13 protein-coding genes are annotated in these 17,348 nt (G+C 49.5%); 5 read left to right on the top strand and 8 right to left on the bottom strand.

All coding sequences use genetic code 11. The features are described from left to right. Positions 1 to 17 precede the first annotated feature (17 nt). The 4 genes from QUA71_RS19060 (at position 18) to QUA71_RS19075 (ending at position 4,749) form a co-directional block, all read left to right on the top strand. Entirely contained in the window at positions 18 to 1,784 is a 1,767-nt protein-coding gene (locus tag QUA71_RS19060) for an AarF/ABC1/UbiB kinase family protein (RefSeq protein WP_333138046.1), read from the top strand. Positions 1,785 to 2,201: 417 nt separating this feature from the next. After that, complete coding sequence (locus tag QUA71_RS19065; RefSeq protein WP_333085120.1) at positions 2,202 to 2,933, top strand: PP2C family serine/threonine-protein phosphatase; 732 nt, start codon at positions 2,202 to 2,204, stop codon at positions 2,931 to 2,933. A gap of 83 nt (positions 2,934 to 3,016) precedes the next feature. Further along, positions 3,017 to 4,219 (top strand): anhydro-N-acetylmuramic acid kinase, encoded by a 1,203-nt coding sequence (locus QUA71_RS19070; RefSeq protein WP_333287344.1) that lies wholly within the window; start codon positions 3,017 to 3,019, stop codon positions 4,217 to 4,219. 80 nt (positions 4,220 to 4,299) lie between these two features. Then, positions 4,300 to 4,749, top strand: coding sequence for a hypothetical protein (locus QUA71_RS19075; protein WP_006635254.1), 450 nt, complete (start codon positions 4,300 to 4,302; stop codon positions 4,747 to 4,749). A gap of 432 nt (positions 4,750 to 5,181) precedes the next feature. Here QUA71_RS19075 and QUA71_RS19080 read toward each other — a convergent pair whose 3' ends face one another. The 8 genes from QUA71_RS19080 to grpE form a co-directional block, all read right to left on the bottom strand. Next, positions 5,182 to 5,379, bottom strand: a complete 198-nt coding sequence (locus QUA71_RS19080; protein ID WP_006635253.1) for an NblA/ycf18 family protein — start codon at positions 5,377 to 5,379, stop codon at positions 5,182 to 5,184. A gap of 534 nt (positions 5,380 to 5,913) precedes the next feature. Next, positions 5,914 to 6,642, bottom strand: coding sequence for a biopolymer transporter ExbD (locus QUA71_RS19085; RefSeq protein WP_333287346.1), 729 nt, complete (start codon positions 6,640 to 6,642; stop codon positions 5,914 to 5,916). Positions 6,643 to 6,657: 15 nt separating this feature from the next. Then, the gene (locus QUA71_RS19090) at positions 6,658 to 7,443 is read right to left on the bottom strand and encodes a MotA/TolQ/ExbB proton channel family protein (protein ID WP_333287348.1); all 786 of its coding nucleotides are present in this window, start codon (positions 7,441 to 7,443) and stop codon (positions 6,658 to 6,660) included. A gap of 244 nt (positions 7,444 to 7,687) precedes the next feature. Next, positions 7,688 to 8,938: a ribosome small subunit-dependent GTPase A gene (gene rsgA, locus QUA71_RS19095; RefSeq protein WP_333287350.1), complete on the bottom strand. Its 1,251-nt coding sequence runs from the start codon at positions 8,936 to 8,938 to the stop codon at positions 7,688 to 7,690. Beyond that, on the bottom strand, positions 8,935 to 9,225 hold the full coding sequence (locus QUA71_RS19100; RefSeq protein WP_190660391.1) for a sulfurtransferase TusA family protein: 291 nt from the start codon (positions 9,223 to 9,225) through the stop codon (positions 8,935 to 8,937). The genes rsgA and QUA71_RS19100 overlap by 4 nt, the downstream gene beginning before the upstream one ends. A 291-nt stretch (positions 9,226 to 9,516) precedes the next feature. After that, entirely contained in the window at positions 9,517 to 10,647 is a 1,131-nt protein-coding gene (gene dnaJ / locus QUA71_RS19105; protein WP_006635247.1) for a molecular chaperone DnaJ, read from the bottom strand. 132 nt (positions 10,648 to 10,779) lie between these two features. Beyond that, positions 10,780 to 12,933 carry a molecular chaperone DnaK gene (gene dnaK / locus QUA71_RS19110; protein WP_333287353.1) on the bottom strand — a complete coding sequence of 718 codons (2,154 nt, stop codon included), beginning with the start codon at positions 12,931 to 12,933 and terminating at the stop codon, positions 10,780 to 10,782. A gap of 290 nt (positions 12,934 to 13,223) precedes the next feature. Beyond that, complete coding sequence (gene grpE, locus QUA71_RS19115) at positions 13,224 to 14,018, bottom strand: nucleotide exchange factor GrpE (RefSeq protein WP_333287354.1); 795 nt, start codon at positions 14,016 to 14,018, stop codon at positions 13,224 to 13,226. 1,292 nt (positions 14,019 to 15,310) lie between these two features. Here grpE and QUA71_RS19120 point away from each other — a divergent pair. After that, the gene (locus QUA71_RS19120; RefSeq protein WP_333215430.1) at positions 15,311 to 17,317 is read left to right on the top strand and encodes a GspE/PulE family protein; all 2,007 of its coding nucleotides are present in this window, start codon (positions 15,311 to 15,313) and stop codon (positions 17,315 to 17,317) included. Positions 17,318 to 17,348: the final 31 nt, after the last annotated feature.

Below are 17,348 nucleotides of genomic sequence, written 5' to 3' on the forward strand. Positions count from 1 at the left end.
GCAATTTGGGAACCCAAGTGTCTGCTCTCCTTGATGACTCTGTTAATCGCCAGCGCTCCCCCAAGCACACTGGCGAAGCCGATGAGCCAAAAACTGCTAGTAAATCCTACAAAAGTAAAGCTTATCGCTGGAATCGCGAAAAATACTCCCGGAAGCGGCGCTTCTTCGACATTTGGGCCTTTGTTTTGCTCTGGCTGGCTTCCCTCTGGCTCGACAGCAAAAATTGGAGCTACTGGGGAGGCGTAACTGAAGAAAAGAAAGTTGCCAGACGCCGCTTTCAAGCTATCTGGGTTCGAGAAACACTCTTGGATTTGGGGCCAACTTTCATTAAAGTTGGGCAGTTATTTTCCACCCGCGCCGACTTGTTCCCTGCAGAGTTTGTGGAGGAACTTTCTAAGCTGCAAGATAAAGTCCCTGCTTTCAGCTACGAGCAGTTAGAGGTAATTGTTGAGCAAGATTTGGGCAAGACAGTTCAAGAACTCTACCGCAGCTTTGACCCAGTACCCCTGGCTGCTGCAAGTCTGGGTCAGGTACACAAAGCTCAACTGCATTCGGGCCCGGAAGTGGTGGTCAAGGTACAGCGACCGGGACTGCGGAAGCTGTTCGAGATCGATTTGCAAATTCTTAAGGGAATTGCCCGCTACTTTCAAAACCATCCTAAGTGGGGCCGCGGTCGCGATTGGATGGGGATTTATGAGGAATGCTGTCGCATTCTGTGGCTGGAAATTGACTATCTCCATGAAGGCCGCAATGCTGATACTTTTCGCCGCAATTTTAGCAACTGTGACTGGGTGCGGGTGCCGAGGGTTTATTGGCGGTACGCGGCTCCGCGAGTGCTGACTTTGGAATACCTGCCGGGGATTAAAATCAGCCACTATGAAGCTTTGGAAGCGGCCGGGATCGATCGTAAATTAATCGCTCAGTTGGGGGCAAAAGCTTATTTGCGCCAGTTGCTCAACGACGGCTTTTTCCACGCTGACCCACACCCCGGCAACATCGCTGTTAGTGCTGACGGTTGTCTGATTTTCTACGATTTTGGCATGATGGGGCAAATCCAGTCGAACGTCCGCGAAGGACTGATGGAGACGCTCTACGGCATTGCTTCCAAGGATGGACAGCGGATTATGGATTCTCTGATCAATTTGGGAGCTTTGGTGCCTACGGGTGATATGAGTCCGGTGCGCCGATCGATCCAGTATATGCTGGACAATTTCATGGACAAGCCTTTTGAAAATCAGTCGGTGAGCGCGATTACCGACGACCTTTACGATATTGCCTACAACCAACCTTTTCGCTTCCCAGCTACTTTTACTTTTGTAATGCGAGCTTTTTCCACAATCGAAGGGGTGGGCCGAGGTTTAGATCCCGAGTTCAACTTTATGGAGGTGGCACAACCTTTTGCCATGCAGCTTATGACTAATGGAAATGGCCATGATACAAGTAGCAGCATTTTTAACGAAATCGGCCGTCAAGCGGCTCAGGTGAGTTCGAGTGCTTTGGGTTTGCCCCGCCGGATTGAGGAGACTATTGATAAACTCGAACAGGGAGATTTGCGGATTCGCGTCCGTTCTGCAGAAACAGAGCGCTTGCTTCGCCGCATGAGCAGCGCTCAAATGGGCACGAATTATGCTTTGCTGATGAGTGCTTTTACTTTGTCGGCGACAATTTTGTTTGTCAGCAATCAAGTCTGGCCGGCTGTCGCTGTTGCCGTGCTGGCGGCGGGTGCAGGGTTTGCTATGCTGCGTTTGTTCAAGCGGATCGATCGTTTAGACAGGATGTCATAATTGTGCAATTTGAGATGGGAAATTTCAGGTTTGAGATTTCTCGCCAGCAAGAATTTGACATCGAATGTTAAGTTTTTGCTGGCTGACCACAGATTGCTGAAATTTACAATATTTACGCGCTGTGAGGCTAAAAACCCAGTTGCTACCTAGATTTTTCGCCAGCCAAACCTCGGATTTTGGGTAGAAATCCAGTCTTGTTTTGCAGGTGCTGCTGAATTTACTGGATTTAGCAAAATTTTAAGATGGGATTACCATCATACGATCTACAATATGAGGTCAAGGAAGTGCAATTTTTCCAAAACTCGCGCTCGTGGGGTGCAGAAATTTCAACTGCCGTTCGGGATTTAAGTTTTGGAAGAAAACATCTCACCCAATTAAATCAAGCTTTCAAGTTCGATGAGTCCAATCACCCAATCTATGAAACGCTCTTTCGCAGGTAAGACAGACACAGGGCTAGTTCGTTCCGTAAATCAGGATTCGTACTACATAGACTCTGACGGGCGATTTTTCATAGTGGCCGATGGAATGGGAGGACACGCCGGAGGTCAAGAAGCCAGCCGGATTGCGACTCAGGCGATTCAATCTTATTTGCTCGAACATTGGGAAGGGCCTGAGGATTCTCCGCTGTTGTTGGAAAAGGCTTTTTTAATTGCCAATCAAGCTATTTTGACGGATCAGCTCGACCACCCCGAGCGTGCTGATATGGGAACTACGGCTGTGGTTCTAATGTTTAGGGATGAGGGCCGACCCTGGTGCGCTAATATCGGGGACTCTCGGTTATACCGACTGCACGGCTCTCGTTTGGAACAGATTACTGAAGACCAGACTTGGGTGGCTCAGGCTGTCAAAAGAAAGGCTCTAACTCCCGACCAGGCTCGCACTCATCCTTGGCGTCACGTTTTGTCCCAGTGTTTGGGCCGCGATGATTTGCGGGAGATAGATATTTTGCCGGTGGACGTGCAGCCTGGGGATCGCTTGCTGCTCTGCAGCGATGGCTTGACTGAAGAACTTTCCGATCCTTTGATAGCTTCGCCTCTGAAGTCGATTCGCGCCTGCGAGGGCGCTGCAAATGCTTTAATTCAAGCAGCTAAGGAGAAAGGTGGACGCGATAATATTACTGTGGTGATCGTCACGATCGACCTCAAATAATATTCGATCGCCCGATCGCACCCGACTATCTAAAATCGAAAAATTGAACAATCTAAAATCTAAAATCTAAAATCTAAAATTGAATGACCCGCGTTATCGGTTTGATCAGCGGCACGTCGGTGGATGGCATTGATGCTGCTTTGGTGGATGTGGTCGGTTCCCACACAGACTTGAAAGTGCAATTGGTGGCAGGCAAGACTTTCCCTTATCCTGCTAATTTGCGATCGCAAATTCTCTCAGTTTGCAGTGGCTCAGCTTTGTCAATGGCTGAACTAGCCCAATTAGATGATGCCATCGCCCAAGAATTTGCCACGGCGGCATTGACAATTCAAGCAGAATATGATACAGCCGAATTAATCGGCTCTCACGGTCAAACCGTCTACCACCGACCTGCTGGGAAAGCCCAGAAAGACAGCGCCGGTGCGTTAATGGGCTACAGCTTGCAACTTGGGCGGGGCGCGCTAATTGCGGAATTGACAGGAATTACTACTGTGAGTAACTTTCGATCGGCAGACATTGCAGCAGGGGGTCAAGGAGCACCCTTAGTGTCAATAGTTGATGCCTGCCTGCTGGCGGAACCCAACATCAGCCTCTGCATCCAAAATCTGGGGGGAATTGGCAATGTTACCTATCTTCCGGCAAGAGGAAAAGGGGAAAACAATGACGAGTCTGAGATTTTCAGTCTTGGGGATGGCATATCGGGTTGGGATACAGGCCCGGCGAATTCCCTGTTAGATTTGGCAGTACAGCACTTCTCAGGCGGCACTAAGACGATCGACGAAGGTGGAGCTTGGGCGGCATCGGGAACTCCCTGTCAAGCTTTAGTCGAGGATTGGCTCGCATCAGAGTTCTTCCGCCAAGCACCGCCGAAATCAACGGGGCGAGAGCTATTTGGTGTAGACTATTTTGACAGGTGTTTGGTCGAGGCCCAAGGTTACAACCTCAGTCCTGCTGACGTGCTGGCTACTCTGACAGAACTGACTGTTGCCTCGATCGTTCACAGTTACCAAACTTTTTTACCGGCTATGCCCGATCGAGTTTTACTATGCGGGGGCGGCAGCCATAATCTCTACTTAAAACGCCGATTGCAATCTCAGTTGCATCCAGTGCAAGTGTTGACTACTTCTGAGGCCGGCTTGAATGTAGATTTTAAAGAGGCGATAGCTTTCGCGGTTTTAGCCGCATGGCGGGTTCGGGGCATTCCCGGCAATCTGCCTCAAGTTACTGGTGCCCGGACACCGGTACTTTTAGGAGAAATTAACTCTTGTTGGCACAGTTGGGCGTGATAGCATAGAGTCTGAGGGACAACGGCTGTGCGTTGTTGCACCAGCATTGTAGCCAGCAGGAAAAGCATAGGAACAGCACTGTGGCTCACACGTTTTTAATGGAATCTGGCCAATGGACGCTCGAAGGAAGCTGGATTGAGCGCAATGGCGTGCCAATTACGGTTAAAGGCAAAACTTTAGTGAGCTGGAACCGAACAGATTGGTTCAGTATGGTGACAAAGCTCGTATTTCCTGGAGGCGATCGCGAAGAGATTATTTTGCAGTACCGAGGACACCTCAACAGCGATGAACGGCAGTATACATTTGTACTCCAACACAGCGAACTCGGCCGCGTCGAGGGCGAAGGTTGGATTGCTCCCCAGTCGATCGTCCAGCGTTATTGGGTATTGGGAGACGAACGCCAGCGGCGGACGGGTTTTGACACCCTTCACCGGGTTGATGACAACCGCTACTACCAATCTAGCGGCATCATGTCTGGTCATTACTTGACGAATACAATGGAGGCGACTCTGGAACGTCAGGGGGAATAACTCTTTCTAGAGTCCACATTTGGGAGTTCTAGGGTTGGATGTGAAAATTAAAGGTTTGGCTAGTCGGAGGTCGCGCTCAGATGTCCGACTAGCACCATTGTTGTCAAACCTCATCCGCTGCCACTAAAGACAAATATATTGAATTTGTTAAAAATTTTAATTGGTTAAAAAATTAACACTTATTATTAATAGTTATTCAATTTTCGAGTCTAGGCGCCATAAATTATTTTTGCGCTCTCCTGTGGTCGATCGACAAACTGCTTAGCTCGACTCCGCAATTCGAGTGAAATCCACAAAGAAACTGTCCAATTTTCCTCAAGTCTCTATACAGGTCTTCTACCTTCTGCCTTCGAGTGACGCCCCATCACCCCCAACTCCTTTCCGCCTGAGGGAAGAGAGTAAGAGACGGAGGTCGCCGACTGCGACTCTTTGTTACTCAACGCCTGGGTTAGGTTCTAAACCCCAGTGGTGTTTCAAAAAATGGCGGTACATGGTTTCCCGAAGCATCATTTGCTCGTAAAGCTTGACCAAAAACTCTTGAGCTTGTTCGCGGCTCATGTCACTTACCTGTGTTTTGAAGGAACACAGGCTAAATTGCTGTTCCAAAGACAATTCTGCTGGTTGGCTCATGACTTTGACTCCTCTGTAAGTAAAGGTGACTTAAAAGTGAACACCTGGATTAACCAGATTTGTAACTTGTTTCAGCGATCGACCGTTGGTTTCGGGATGCCCGATGGCCCATCTGGCTTTAGTCTATATTACAAAAGGTAACAATCATTTGACAAAGTTACCATCTGTCCCAGGAAAGAACTTACTTAGGGAGAGAGATGGCGAGATGTCTGCAAAAGTTCCTTCTGCAGGCATATACAACTGTATCTACTTGTCAAGAGGAAAAAGGCTCAGTACGAACCAAAAGAATTGAAGCCCTTTATACCAAATCGGGCGGAGCTTCTCTCCGCCAGGGGAGAGGGGGAAATGAGGAGAGGGGGAGAGGCGGAGATTGGAAGATGAGGAGATGAGGAGAGTGGAAGATGGGGAGATTGGAAGATCAGGAGAGCGGGAGATTGGAAAATGAGGAAGATGGGGAGAGTGGAAGATGAGGGGAGCGGAAGATGGGGAGAGTCGGAGAATTTCTATTTCTCTGTTCTCCCTTCTTCCTTCTAGCTAATTCGAGGGCCGGCTATTCTGGGGTGGAGTGGCCGCTCCGGGTCTGAAATTGGGAGCCGCGGGTGCAGGCGAAACAGGAGGAATGCCCTGATTTGCCCCAAAGTTGCTAGGCTGCTGTGGAGCCGGGAGAGGAGATTGAAACTGATTGGGATTGAACTGCTGCTGCCCAGGAGCGGGGAGAGGAGATTGAAACTGATTGGGATTGAACTGTTGCTGCCCAGGAGGCACAGGAGACGGCAGGGGTTGACCGGAATTGCCGATCGCAGGTGCCGCAGGAATGCCAGAATTGGGAAGCGAGGAATTCGGCAGCGGCGAGGGAGCTGAACTAGGAAGAGTTGCTAGAGCCACTCGATCGCCCCCTACCTCTCTCAATTTGTCTAAAACCTCCACAACTTTGGCATATCTCGCATTTTGAGGAGCGTACAGCACCATCAACCCCGTAGGATTTTTACTTTGGAAACTCTTTAAAACTCGATCGAGCTGTTGGTAATTAACAGGCAATTGATCGATATAAGTTTGCCCGAAATCGTCAATGCTGACAATCAGCATCTCTCGCATCTGTACTTGTCCCGTCTTCGCCTTAGGCAAATCGACATTAATTGCTTGCTGGCGAGTCAGTTGCAAAGCGGCCAGCAGAAAAAACGTCAGAATGCAAAATATCACGTCAATTAAAGGCACCAGGTCTATCCGAGCCTCTTCAGCAGGAGTATCTAGATTAATCTTCATCAGTTCTCTGGAGTTTTAATTATTAGAAGGTGAATCTTCAGCCGGATCGGAACCTTTCAATTTCGGCTCCCGATTCCGTTCTCCCGATTCTTGAGAATTGAGAGAACGCCTGTTCAAACCATCTGCACCAAAAGAAGAATTGCTGTATTCTGCACCGGGCGATCGACCCTTAGCATTAGCTGCCGGCCAGTATTGCCTGTAAAGCAATTCCAGTTCATTTCCAGCTTTGCGAAATATTTTTGCCTGGTTGAACAAAAAAGCTTGAAATATCCGATAAAACGCCAAGGTAAAAATTGCTACTATCATCCCAGTAGCAGTCGTGATCAGCGCTTCGCTAATCCCCAAAGTTACGCCAGTTGTTGCCGCCGTGCCGATGTCGCCCAGACGGATAGAACTGAGCGAGTTAATCAAGCCCAGAACTGTTCCCAGCAAGCCCAGCAAAGGGGCTAGAGCGATCGTAGCTTCTAAGATTTTGTCACCGCGACGCATCGAAGCCAACTCTTCATCGGCTGCCGCTTCGAGTGCGAGTCGAAATAAATCTGGTTCGGGATTGTAGAGCCGCAGAGGTGCAGAAAGAAATCGCCCGATCGGCTGTCGGTTAGCTTGTCTTGCCATCTCGTTAGCCGCCCCCCAATCGCTGCGAGCGGCTTCCAGAATACGGTTAACAATCTGCTTTTCTTTGCTCAGAAGGCTTGCCCAAAACCACAAGCGCTCGATAATTGTACTCAAAGATAGAATCGATAACAGCAACAGGGGCCACATGGCGGGGCCGCCTTTTTCAAACAGTTCTTGAATATTCACAATATTTTTGCTCCTGCAGTACCCGCTAACTTTTGCTTCTGTTCTACTTTTTTTAACAAATCTAAGGCCATTTAATTTTAGCTATTAATGTACTCAGGACTTACGCCCTCGCCACTAAAGACACCGGCTGCATGGGAACGGGGTCCGAGGAGTGCAACCTCTATATTTTCCTCGCTCGAACCCAGTTTCGGGGTAAGTCTGGGTACGGTTTTCTAGCGCCTGCAGGCCATGGGCGGCGACTTCCTCACAATTCCTCTAAGTCTTGACACATATCTTGGAGTGACTGGTGTTGAAGGCGGCGGGAAGAGCGGCGATATTTTTTAGTTTGCAGCTTCGGTTCGTAATGCTGCGTACCATCAGACTTGGTTTGCTGCTTCAAACTCGATTCGGCGCTGCTGGAGTTTTGCAGAGCTTGTTGGCGGACGATCGCCTCTTCGAGAAACTGCAAGTAATACTCATAGCGCTCCCAAGCGCCCCGCACGACACAGTTAGGCTCGTCTCGGTGCGAACAGTCGCTAAACTGGCAGCTACCCAAAGCCAGCCTCTGGCGCGCTTCTGGGAAATATTCCGCTAATTCTGAGGGATCGCATTCGAGAGCCGGCTGATTAAAGCCCGGAGTATCGGCCAAAAGTCCGCCGCCGGGGAGTTCAAATAGTTCGACGTGGCGAGTCGTATGGCGCCCGCGACCGAGTTTGCCGGAAACAGCGTTCACTCGGAGATTCAGGGCCGGGATCAGTTGGTTGATCAAGCTGGACTTGCCAACCCCAGAAGGGCCACAAATTACCGTTATTTTCCCTTGCAAGTGGTCTAGAAGCAAGTTCGGCAACGGGCTATGTACGGGCTTTAACGGATGTAACGGCTTGAGCGAATTTGGATTTTGGGCGTTATCCTCAGAACTCAGCATAGATGGCTCTATTTTCTCCACTAAGTCATGGAAACCTGGTTCCGAGGCAGAAACTTCATTTTGATCGTTAGCGGGGGCTTCCTGAACTCCTGCGCCGCTGCGGACGCTAATAAACATTGGTTCGTAGCCCCAGCCGCCAAGCCGATCGCGCCACTGTTCCAACTCATAGGGCGTGACCAAATCGCATTTGTTCAGGCACAAACTCACTTCTAAACCTGTAGATTCGGCCTTGACTAAAAACCGAGTTAATGACGCGGGATCTAAGTCTGGTTCAGCAAGGGCAAAAACAAGGAGAATGCGATCGGCATTAGCTACAGGCGGGCGGTTGAGTTCTGTTTGGCGCGGGAAGACTTCAGAAATTGCTCCCCGGCGGTCAGTCCAGTCCGGTTCGTCTACCACCACGCGATCGCCCACCATCACCTGTTGACCAATTTTTTTCAGTCGAGTGCGACGAGTACACAGGAGAGTCGGAGAATCAGCGAGGGGAGCATTTTTCCCGTCAATCGAGACTTCGGGATCTAACCTCACTTGGTAGAAGTTAGCCTGAACAGCAATTACAGTACCGACGATCGAGGGCGAATTCAGGCTCATCCTGCTTCCTTGTCTTCTGGGCGCTGCACTTTCATTGAAAAAAAGCCCGACTCCGGCTCATCCGCGACAAATTGCGTTTCCAGAATCTGGTAGCCTTCCATTTTGAGACTATCGGGCACTTGTTCGATCGGCTCCCCAGCATCCAGCCACACTTCCAAAACAGCACCCGGTGCCATTTGCTCCAAGCGCAGTTTAGTGCGAACAAAATTCAGAGGACACGGGGTACCCCGCAGATCGATTTTGGCATCTGGGGATTTGGGAGTTTCAATTTTCGATGTTGAATTCATGATGCTTTTTGCAATCTCCAATCCTGAAAGCCTTAGTTTTTTAAATAAGTTGCATGGACACTGGAAAATCTAAAATTTTGTGTCCAATTGGACACAGAATATTATTCTTTCTGAAAAAAGTGAGCGCAATTGCGCTCACTTTTTTGAGCGCTACTGAAACCGAATGCCTAGGAAGCGTCCCACCTGAGATTTTTGTGAGCAATTCCACACAATTTTTTGACAGATACTAAAACAAATTGCCGGGGAATCCTCAAACAGGAAAATTTGACACCAAGTGGTGTCAAAAATTGCTTATTTCTGAAACAAATTACCCAGAAACCCTTCCAAGCCGCCTTTACCGGTACGATCGCCCTTCAGCTTAGCAAGCTGCATCAGCAATTCCCGTTCTTCAGCCGTCACCTTAGTCGGAATGTCAATAGACACCGTAATCAAATGATCGCCGCGACTGACTGGATTTCCCAACCGAGGCACCCCTTTTTTCTCAAGAGTCAGAACAGTATTCGCCTGAGTTCCGCTAGGAATCAACAATTCCGTCGGCCCGTCTACGGTTTCCACTTCCAACCGGCACCCTAAAATTGCTTGCAAATAACTAATCTTAACTTCCGAGCTAACGTTAGTACCCTCGCGCTTAAATAGCGGGTCTTCATTTACGGCCAAAAACACGTAAAGATCCCCGGGCGGCCCGCCCAGTTTGCCGGCATCCCCTTCATTGGAAACGCGCAAGCGAGTACCGTTGTCAACTCCAGCCGGAATTGTGATTTTCAGCTTTTTCATCACTTCTTTCTGGCCCCGGCCCCCGCAAGTTTCGCACTTATCCTCAATCACTTGCCCGGTGCCGTTGCAAGTGGGGCAAACTGAAACTTGAGTAAAGCTGCCGAAAGGAGTGCGGGTAGCACGTCGGACTTGACCACTGCCGGTACAAGTCGAGCAGGTTTGGGGTCTGGTTCCCGGTTTGGCGCCAGTCCCGGTGCAAGTTTCGCAGGTTTCTAGATGCTTGATGCGGAGTTCTTTTTCCCCACCAAACACTGCTTCCCGAAAATCCAGCCGCAAATCGAGTCGCAAATCGTCTCCGCGCACCGGCCCGCTGCGCCTGCGACCTTGCTGTTGTTGGCCACCGACGCCTCCCTGAAAACCCTGAAAGAAGCTTTCAAAAATATCGGCAAAGCTGTCACCAAAGTCTTGGAACCCCGGTGCACCTGCACCGCTGACGCCTGCTTCGCCGAAACGGTCGAAACGGGCGCGGGTTTCTGGTTCTGAGAGTACCTCATAGGCGCGGTTAATTTCTTTAAACCGCTCCTCGGCACCGGGTTCTTTGTTGACATCTGGATGGTACTTGCGAGCTAGGCGGCGGTAAGCACGCTTAATTTCTTCTTTGTCTGCGCTGCGAGAAACGCCTAATATTTCATAGTAATCACCGGCCATAGAGCTGCTTGCCTGGAGGTAAATAACAAAAAGTGTACGAAAAAGAAACGGGCGACCTTTCCTGAAATTACAGATTAAAAGTTAAAAATTCTCATTGTTAATTGTTAACTTTTAATTTTTAGCTTTTCAGTTTTAAAGGAAAGGATTCATATCATCAACTTCTGGTTCGGGAACCTTCTGTTTTTGTTTTGACTGTGGATTTGACTGTGGACTTGACTGTGGATTTGACTGTCGTTTTGACTGTCGTTCCGGCTTGGATTCCGCCTTTGATGCCGCCTTTGATTCCGGCTTTGGTTCCGGCTTTGGTTCCGGCTTTGGTTCCGGCTTTGGTTCCGGCGGAGCTTGGGGCGCCACCAGCAGCTCTTCTTCCACCAAAATACTGTCGTCGTCCGCTTTAACCTCTTCTGGTTCTGATGATTCTACTTCTGACATCATCTCGCTTTCACCAACAGATCCTGACGGGGCTACCCCGCTGCGGGCTTGGTCGTAGACTGCTGTCCCCAGCGAGTATAGCAGTTGCTTGAAAGATTCGATTGCGGGCGTGAGTTCCTCGACTGTGATGTCGGGGTTAGTCATCGTTGCTCGCAAGGCTGCTGCGGCTGTTTCCGCTTCTGCCTTGAGCTCGTCGCTCAGCAGTTGCGCGTTGGTTTTTAAAGTTACACCACAATTATAGACGAGGGAGTCAGCTTGATTTTTGAGTTCGACCAGTAGAGCGCGCTTGATGTCCTCGTCGGCGTAAAGTTCGGCTTCTTGTCGCATCCGCTCGACTTCGGTTTCGCTCAATCCCCCTGTATTGGAAATTTGGATGCTTTGTTCTTTTCCGGTTCCCTTGTCTTCAGCAGCCACTTTGAGAATCCCGTTGGCATCGATTTCAAAGGTAACTTCGATTTGAGGTACGCCGCGGGGAGCTGGGGGAATGCCTTTGAGCAGGAACTTGCCAAGACTTTTATTGTCTTTAACCAATGCCCGCTCGCCTTGGAGTACGTGAATTTCTACCGAGGTTTGCCCGTCTGCCGCCGTGCTGTACATTTGCGATCGGCTGGTGGGAATAGTTGTATTGCGCTCGATTACTTTGGTGAATACTCCGCCCAAGGTTTCGAGTCCCAGGGAGAGCGGCGTCACATCGAGCAGCAGCAAGTCTTTGACTTCACCACCCAACACCCCGGCTTGAATTGCCGCGCCTACCGCTACAGCTTCGTCGGGATTGACCGATTTATCGGGAGAAACGCCCCCAAAATACTTGCTAATTGCCTTTTGAACTGCCGGAATCCGGGTTGAGCCTCCCACTAAAATAATCCTGTCTATGTCTTTGGGGGTCAAACTTGCGTCTTTGAGGGCTTGAGTCACCGGATCGATCGTCGCTTGCACCAAATGAGCCACCAGTTTTTCAAACTGAGCTTTGGAGAGTTCCATTTCCAAATGCTTCGGCCCTTTCTCGTCAGAAGAGATGAAGGGCAGATTGATTGAGGTGGATTCTCGGTTGGAGAGTTCGATTTTCGCTTTTTCGGCAGCTTCTCGGAGGCGCTGCAAGGCCATTTTGTCTTGTGAGAGGTCAGTGCCTTCTTGAGTCCGGAAAGCTTCTACCAGCCACTGGACTATGCAGTCGTCAAAGTCATCTCCTCCGAGATGGTTGTTACCGGAGGTAGCGTTGACTTCAAAAATTCCGTCTCCCAGTTGCAGGATCGAAACGTCGAAAGTACCGCCGCCCAGGTCAAAGACCAAGATTTTCTGTTCTATATTTTGCTTGTCCAGCCCGTAGGAAAGGGCTGCAGCCGTCGGTTCGTTGACGATCCGCAGGACTTCTAGGCCCGCGATCGTACCGGCGTCTTTGGTAGCTTGCCGCTGGGCGTCTGTGAAGTAGGCTGGCACTGTAATCACGGCTTGGGTAACAGTTTGTCCCAAATAAGCTTCTGCATCTTGCTTGAGCTTTTGGAGTACCATTGCCGAGATTTCTTGGGGAGTGTGAACCTTGTTCCGAATTTGGACGTTAACGGTATCGTCTTTGCCTTTTATGCAGGTATAGGGAGTTCGGGCTCGTTCTTCTTCCGTGTCGTCCCACCGCCGTCCGATAAATCGTTTGATACTGTAGACAGTATTTACAGCATTAGTTACAGCTTGTCGCTTGGCCAATTGACCTACTAAGCGATCGCCCGCCTTGCCAAATCCTACTATACTCGGAGTTGTGCGCCCGCCCTCGGAATTGGCGATCACGACGGGTTTACCGCCCTCTAACACAGCTACGCAACTGTTAGTCGTGCCTAAGTCAATTCCAATAATTTTTCCCATAGCGCCTCATAAAACTTTGTGGGATGTTTGGAAATCTCCAACTACAGGTTGGGAGATGAAAAACGACTCAGCTTGTTTAAACAAGCATTCCCAGACTAGATTTGTAGGAAATAAACTTGATGTCCTAAAGCAATATCAAAGACTGGTAAAAACATTTTTCAGAATTTTTGGATCAAGCGCTGACCTGCTTTTAGTCATCTTTAATTAATTTGGTGAGTCTGCCACCTTGGAACCCCCGAATTCTATTCGGGGGTCAGTGACTTTGAGGAATGCAGTAGCTTGTATCCCGATTAACCTTCTGAACTATCGGGATTTTCATCTGAGGCTACCACAGATAGCCCAGCCGCTGCAACTTTCACTTTGGCGTGCCGCAAGACGCGCTCGCCCAGAATGTAGCCGCGTTCTAGTTCTTGGATAATTGTTCCTTCCTCGTGTTCGTCAGTTGGCTCACTCAGCAGAGCTTCGTGGAGGTTGGGGTCAAACTGTTCGCCTTCGGGGCGCATCGGAGAAACCCCGATTTGCTTGAGGCCGTCTACCATTTGCTTGTAAACGCTTTGGTAGCTTTTGTGAATGTTCATTTCGCCATCGGTTTGCGGCTTGATGTGCGATCGAGCGCGCTCGAAATTGTCAATTACCGGCAACAGGGGTTTGATCGTGAGACACCTTGCCTGTAAATCTAGCTCTTCTTTTTCCTTTTGGGTACGCCTGCGGAAGTTTTCAAAATCTGCTGCTAGGCGGAGATTTTGATTTTTCAGTTCTTCTAGTTGAGCGGATGCGACTTGCAACTGAGTTTTTAAAGCCTCTTTTTCCTCGGTTACCTGGGCCAGTTCCTTCTTCCAAGGCTCCGCCGCGTCTGCAGTCGGACTGTTTGTTGAACTGCCGGTGACGGTAGGCCCCGATGCGTTTGCTGGGGTGCGATCGCCCTGAGCACTTTGATAAGCTCGAGCAAGTTCGAGCTCCCAATCCGCCGATTCGTTCGAGTTTCCTGATGCCGCCGGATTTTCGCTTCCCATTGGCGAACCCTCTGGGGTGGTTTCCCCAGTTGAGCTAGGATCTTGATCTTGCTGTTTTTCCTCGTCAATCATAAAAGCTGCGCGACAGAACCCTATCAATTCTAGCAGATACAGTTAACCCGGTAAATCTAGAGGACTCGAATTGACTGTGTATGGCAAAATGTGAAAAGAGGACAACTCGCCAGCTCTGGAGACATTGCTCAAAGCTTTCCATAAAATATTCAAAGGCCCGTTTAGATATTTACGTATAATATGGCAGCACAGGGGGCCACCCAACGTTTGTTGGTTCCTCATTTTTAATTAACGCGATCGCATTTACAACAATTTTTATAAGTATATTTTTCAGTTAAATCTACTACAACATTTCCCACCTAGGAGGCTTGATGTTTCAAGGTTTACTTAAAACGATAGTGACTTAAAGTTATCATCTGTCAGGCTGTTTTAGTCGCAAGCTAAGGCTGGCATATTTTACCATTTGCTGAGTTTTCCAACTCTGGAGAAAAAGGAATTTGTATTGAGTGACTAAGTAGTTAGCTGTGTACTTGTGTAACTCAGATACTAGGTTGTTAATCTTGATGCGAATTGGGGCTGTGGTTTTTCGGCTCCAATACCGCCGAAGTCGCTTGAAGGCTCGAATTTTTGCCAGCAAAATGAGAGAGATTAGTTGGTCTCGCTGAGGTGATCATCTGTAAATACGGTTGATATCTAATTTGCCTCTTCCCAAGATTTTTGAACCGTCAACCTTACGTCACAAAGGTTCGGACACCAGGGTAGAATTAAAGTAATATTTAGTGAGCGAAAACTAGAGTTGCTCAAAATTTGCCCTGGGGGCTCATGCAGCCGACGATCGGGCAGTGACCGATCGCAGATAATTAATCAAAATATATTTCACAATGGCGATCGAGGCTTTCGTAAAAGCTATCATCACAGAACATAGGTCATCTTTAATTTAGTACAGCTAACCGCGTCACCACGGGCGCTGTAATTTGAGCAAACAATTTGGGAAAATAGAATTAGCCTGGGAAGGGGACACACCCCGCCCCGCTTTTCTCTCCCGGTACGGGGAATCCCCAAGTGATGTGCCCTGACGCTATAACGAGAGTATCCCGCAAGTTAATCAGGTAAGTAAGCAACTTAGCACTCAACGAACAAAATGTGATTGCAAGCACCGGCAAATCCCTCCAACATCTCCTCAATTTGTGGACGAAGCTTAGAGGGGACTGCGAGCTTACACTTGAGAGATAGGGATTGAGCAAGAAAATGATAGCTGATCCATAAGCAAAGAATATGGGGGTTAAAACCCCGCTTTGGTTTTCCTCTCAGCACTCTTTGTGACTGAGTTTCCCACCTATTGAGTGTTTTTTATGACTAGCACATCCCCGCTTCGCTCCACATCCATAGTTTCTGTGAGCCAATTTCCTCCGGCTCTCACCAAGATGATTCTGTCGGGTTACGTCAACGGCGAGCAAGTGAAGCAAGCTCAAATTGAAAGCCAGAAGTCGGGCAAGCGTTTGACGGAGGTATTAGAAGCACTTACCGGGCAGCCGTTACCCCCAGAATTGCTGCGACTTTACAAGAAGCAGCAGATGTTTGAACGGAAGATAGTCTACGGGGTTGAAGCATTTGACCCCGAGATGAGCGAAATGTCTAACGAGCAACTCGGAGTTATGCTCGACGCGTTGAAGATTTCGATCGACATTTGTCACCAAGGTCGGTTTTTACCCGTAGCGAAGACTGAAACTGAGCCGGCGGCCGTTTTAGTAGCCATGGTAGATCCCGACAACCTCAACGCCATAGAAGATTTGCGGCGGATTTTACAGCCTCACGGCTTGGCTTTGCAGCGACGGGTGATTACGCCAGACGACTATCAGGACATAACTTCTGCCTATCAAGAGGACCAAGTTAAGGTAGCAGCCAAAATGGCAGCAGCCGAAAAGCAGAGAAAGATGGATTTAGGGGAGGGAGATTTTGGCGAACTCTCGCTAGAAGAGGAGAGTGCCGACCAAGAAGACCTAGCTAACACCTTGGACGATGCTGAGGCCGCTCCGGTAATTAAGGCGGTCAATATCATTTTGGCTAAAGCTCTGTCGGAAAAGGTGTCTGACATCCACGTAGAACCTCAAGAAGAGTTCATGCGGATTCGGATGCGGAAAGACGGGGTGCTGCAAGAGTATTTCCGGTTTCCCAAGCAGGTAGTCGCATCGATTACGGCTCGTTTCAAGATTATTGCGAACCTGGATATTGCCGAACGCCGACAAGCTCAAGACGGCCGTATCCGCCGGGTATTTGAGGGACGCACGGTGGATTTCCGGGTGAACAGCTTACCTTCGCGGTACGGCGAAAAAATCGTGCTGCGGATTTTGGACAGTTCCAGCACTCAGTTGGGCTTGGGTTTGTTAATCTCCGACCAGGAAACTCTGGCTTTAGTCCGAGAGAGTGCTAGCCGTCCGTTCGGACTGATTTTGGTGACGGGGCCGACGGGTTCGGGCAAGTCAACTACTCTCTACTCGATTCTGGCGGAACGGAACGATCCGGGGGTTAATATCAGTACGGCGGAAGACCCGATCGAATATGCTTTGCCAGGAATTACCCAATGTCAAGTAATTCGGGAAAAAGACTTGACTTTTTCCAACATTCTGCGGGCATTTTTGCGGCAAGACCCTGACGTGATGCTGGTGGGGGAAACGCGGGACAAGGAAACGGCCAAAACTGCTCTGGAAGCTGCTTTGACGGGACACTTGGTACTGACGACGCTGCACACGAACGACGCGGCTGGGGCTGTCGCGCGTTTGGCCGAAATGGGCGTAGAACCGTTCATGGTTTCGGCCGCTCTGTTGGGCGTGTTGGCTCAGCGTCTGATGCGGCGCGTTTGCGACAAATGCTGCACTCCTTACCAGCCTACTGCCGCAGAGCTCGGCAAGTACGGTCTGTCGGCTTCTCAAGAAATTGATCTGACTGTTTACAAAGCCAACACCGTACCGGTGGAGCAAAGGAAGGAACTGGCAGAACGCGAGGAACTTTGTCGGAAGTGCGGCGGCCTAGGCTACAAAGGACGGGTAGGGGTTTACGAGTTCCTGAAAAATACTGAGCGGCTTCAAACCCTGATCACTCAAGGAGCTCCCACAGAGCAGATTAAGGAAGCAGCAGTAGAAGAAGGGATGAAAACGTTGTTGGCTTACAGCTTGCAGTTGGTGCGGGAAGGCGCGACTACCTTTGAAGAAGTCGAGCGGGTGACGTTTACTGACTCGGGCCTGGAGGCGGAAATGAAAGCCAAACGCAAGCAGGGACTTACCTGCAAAACTTGTCGGGCGGAATTGAAGCCGGAGATGTTGGATTGTCCTTACTGCTTGACGCCACGCTTTTTGGATTGATTCAGCAGTTAACTGTTGACTATTAACTGTT

The organism is Microcoleus sp. MON1_C5, assembly GCF_036701875.1.
Classification (GTDB): Bacteria; Cyanobacteriota; Cyanobacteriia; order Cyanobacteriales; family Microcoleaceae; genus Microcoleus.

Bases quoted from the DNA above. Each gene is read 5' to 3' on its own strand.
- rsgA (WP_333287350.1), bottom strand. From the start codon at position 8,938: ATGAGCCTGAATTCGCCCTCGATCGTCGGTACTGTAATTGCTGTTCAG.
- QUA71_RS19070 (WP_333287344.1), top strand. From the start codon at position 3,017: ATGACCCGCGTTATCGGTTTGATCAGCGGCACGTCGGTGGATGGCATT.
- grpE (WP_333287354.1), bottom strand. From the start codon at position 14,018: ATGATTGACGAGGAAAAACAGCAAGATCAAGATCCTAGCTCAACTGGG.
- QUA71_RS19100 (WP_190660391.1), bottom strand. From the start codon at position 9,225: ATGAATTCAACATCGAAAATTGAAACTCCCAAATCCCCAGATGCCAAA.
- QUA71_RS19080 (WP_006635253.1), bottom strand. From the start codon at position 5,379: ATGAGCCAACCAGCAGAATTGTCTTTGGAACAGCAATTTAGCCTGTGT.
- QUA71_RS19085 (WP_333287346.1), bottom strand. From the start codon at position 6,642: ATGAAGATTAATCTAGATACTCCTGCTGAAGAGGCTCGGATAGACCTG.
- QUA71_RS19120 (WP_333215430.1), top strand. From the start codon at position 15,311: ATGACTAGCACATCCCCGCTTCGCTCCACATCCATAGTTTCTGTGAGC.
- QUA71_RS19065 (WP_333085120.1), top strand. From the start codon at position 2,202: ATGAAACGCTCTTTCGCAGGTAAGACAGACACAGGGCTAGTTCGTTCC.
- dnaK (WP_333287353.1), bottom strand. From the start codon at position 12,933: ATGGGAAAAATTATTGGAATTGACTTAGGCACGACTAACAGTTGCGTA.
- dnaJ (WP_006635247.1), bottom strand. From the start codon at position 10,647: ATGGCCGGTGATTACTATGAAATATTAGGCGTTTCTCGCAGCGCAGAC.